The following is a 3,252-nucleotide window of genomic DNA, read 5'->3' as shown; positions in this document are numbered from 1 at the left end:
GGTGATTTTAACCTGGGTGCCGGCAACGACTCGCTGAAGTGGGCCGGTAACGCCGCTGTCAACGGTGCCAACACCGTAGGTGCCGGCATCAGCGGCAACGGTGGTGCGGGTACCGATGTGCTGTCTGCCAACTTTATTACCAAGAACGTCAACGTTGGCAATCTGTTCAGTGCCACAACCATCGTCTCCAATGCGGCGCAGTTCACCAACTTCGAGAAGCTTGATCTGGCGGGTTACATCGGTAAGGCAACGGTAAGCTCTGGGTCAACCGCGGCAAACCACACCTTCGACTTTGGTGTGTTGACAGGCAACGCTTCTACAGAAACCAGCGCCTTGACCGGGATCGTAAACCAGGCCGCAACCTCAACCACCGGCTCACAGGGCTTCGTACTGTCCGGCCTGGCTGAGACGGTGAAAGTGATCAACGTTGCCGGTGGCACCGTGGCGCAACTGGAAGTGACCGGTAATGCCACCGCCGCCAGCAGCGTTGCCTTTACTTTCTTGCAAGACGCCACCAACAAGTTCGACATTGCGTTTACTGCGGCCAGCGATACAGACGTTAATGCCGGTTCGGTCAGCCTGGCTAGCAGCAGCTCAGCGCTGTTCGGCACAGCGCTGAGTACGGTGAACGTCGCCTCCGGCGGTACCGGCGACTTCGGTAATATCCTGTCATTGACCGGCACCAACACGCAGGTGACTACCCTGAACGTGACCGGCGATCATACGCTGGATCTGACTGTAGGTAGCGGGTACAGCAACGTGCGCACTATCGACGCCAGCGCTAACACCGCCGGAGTGGATATCGACGCTCAGGTCAGCGGCACCGGTTCGGGCTTCATCGCTCAATTTATCAACCTGTTCCCGTTCGGCCCGATCTTCACCACGCTTTTCGGTCTGAACGGCAGCAACGTAAATATCACCGGCACTGCAGCGGACGATACCTTCACCGTGCGCGATAACACCGCGATTAAAGGCAACGGCGGCAACGACAAGTTCGAGATCGTTTCCAGCGGCTCGCAATCATCGGTATCCATCAGCGACTACAACTACGCGAAAAACAGCATCCTGGACGTGAAGTCCAACCTGCTGGTCTCCGATACCGATACCGGCACTCAGGTAGCGGATTACGGCAGCAAGACCGGCCAGGGGTTGATCGACGCACTCAGTCTCTTCACCGGCACCGCATTTAGCGGTTTCGTTGGCGCACTGTTTGGTCTGAACAACAACGTCCTGAGCGCCAAGGTGGGGGTTTCCAGCGTCGACAACACCCATTTCCTGTTGATCGATGAAAACGATAACCACCTGCTGGACACCACCGATACCGTGGTGGCTCTGGTCGGCGGCACCCATGCCGATCTGGTCAGCAACCTGCACTACGCGTAATTGCACTGTATCAACACTGCGTCTAATCGAGTGGTGGCGTAAGTAGAACCCAGAGGGGGGGAATTCCCCCCCTCTGTTTTATTTGGGGCGGCCGTGGCCCCCATGTCAATCATCCGTCAAGAGATGAGTTCTTTGCCGATTTTCACTTCCCAGAGAGTAAGTTATGAAGTTTTCTGAACTTGTCCAACCCAATGAGATTGTCAATGCTATCCGCCAACACAGTCGAGCCTTCTGGAGTCTTGGCTGTTTTACTGCGGTCATCAACATTCTGATGTTGGTGCCGTCGCTGTACATGTTGCAGGTCTATGATCGGGCGCTACCCTCGCGCAATGGCATGACGCTGCTGATGCTCACTCTGATAGTCCTGTTTCTGTTCATCATGATGGGCGTGCTCGAATACGTGCGCAGCATGATGGTCATCCGCATCAGTAACCATATCGATGCGACGCTCAACGATCGCATTTATACCGCAGCCTTCGAAGCCAACCTTAGATCTAACAGCACCGATGCGGGTCAAATGCTTGGCGATTTGACCACGGTGCGCCAGTTTTTGACCGGCAGCGCCATCTTTGCCTTCTTTGATGCACCCTGGTTTCCGATTTACCTGCTGGTGATCGCTCTGTTCAACGTCTGGTTGGGGTTGTTCGCCCTGGTGGCCGTACTGCTGCTGATCGCGCTGGCGGTGCTCAATCAGGTCAGAACCAACGCCCCCCTGGCAACGGCTAACCGTTTTTCGATCGAATCCGGCAAGGTCGCCAGCACCGGGCTGCGCAATGCGGAAGTGATTGAAGCTATGGGGATGCTGCCGGCCCTGAAGCAGCGCTGGCGTAACCTGCACGATCGTTTCCTTGATACGCAACGGATTGCCAGCGAACGTGCTGCCAGCATCAGTGCTGCGACCAAAGTGGTGCGTACCACGCTCCAGTCATTGGTGCTGGGGCTGGGCGGTTGGCTGGCGATCGATGGGCATATTTCAGCCGGCATGATGATCGCCGGTTCCATCTTGCTTGGCCGCACGCTGGCGCCGATCGAACAGATCATCAACGTCTGGAAAAGTTGGAGCGGCGCCAAGCTGGCCTATCTGCGCCTGGTCAAGCTGCTCGACGCCTTCCCACCGCGCGGCGTCGGCATGAGCCTGCCCCGTCCGCAGGGACATTTGCATGTGGAACAGATCACCGCCGGTACGCCGGCAGACCCGGAGATTTCTGTGCTGCAGGGCGTCAACTTCCAACTGGCACCCGGCGAGGTGCTCGGCGTGATTGGTGCCAGCGGTTCGGGGAAATCCACTTTGGCGCGGTTGTTGGTCGGCGTCTGGCCGGTTTCCGAGGGCCACATCCGTCTCGATGAAGCCGATATTTTTCAATGGAACAAGGATCAGCTTGGTGCTGCCATTGGCTACCTGCCGCAGGATATTGAACTGTTTGCCGGCACCGTGGCGGAAAATATCTCGCGCTTTCAGCCGGTTGACCCGAAAAAAGTGGTGGCTGCGGCGCAGCTCGCCGGCGTACATGAATTGATCCTGCACTTCTCCGCGGGCTATGACACCCTGCTTGGCCACGGTGGAAACGGCCTGTCCGGCGGGCAAAAACAGCGTATCGCCCTGGCGCGCGCACTTTATGACGATCCGGTGCTCATCGTGCTGGATGAACCCAACGCCAACCTCGACGAGGCCGGCGAGCTGGCGCTCAATCAGGCGATTATGCAACTGCGTGCGGCGGGAAAAACCCTGGTGCTGGTCAGCCATCGCCCGCAGTTGATCGCCACCACCACCCGTCTGCTACTGCTCGACGGCGGAAAAATGCTGGCTTTCGGCCCGACGTCACAGGTGATCGCCGCCATACAACGGGCGAAATCGCAACAGACCGCCAT

Annotated in this window: 1 protein-coding gene and 1 pseudogene; both read left to right on the top strand. The window is 57.7% G+C overall.

What is annotated here, in order from left to right:
- Window positions 1–1,383: pseudogene (locus ACTJJ1_RS24930) on the top strand (DUF4214 domain-containing protein); the annotation flags it as partial.
- 163 nt (window positions 1,384–1,546) lie between these two features.
- Window positions 1,547–3,252: type I secretion system permease/ATPase (locus ACTJJ1_RS24925; RefSeq protein WP_440835735.1), on the top strand; the 1,706-nt coding region annotated here is incomplete at its 3' end.

Origin of the sequence: Serratia sp. 22264 (genome assembly GCF_052045345.1) — a bacterium.
GTDB classification, from domain to species: domain Bacteria; phylum Pseudomonadota; class Gammaproteobacteria; order Enterobacterales; family Enterobacteriaceae; genus Serratia; species Serratia plymuthica.
The sequence above is the reverse complement of the archived record's forward strand: the minus strand, read 5'-3'. Positions and strand labels throughout refer to the sequence as shown.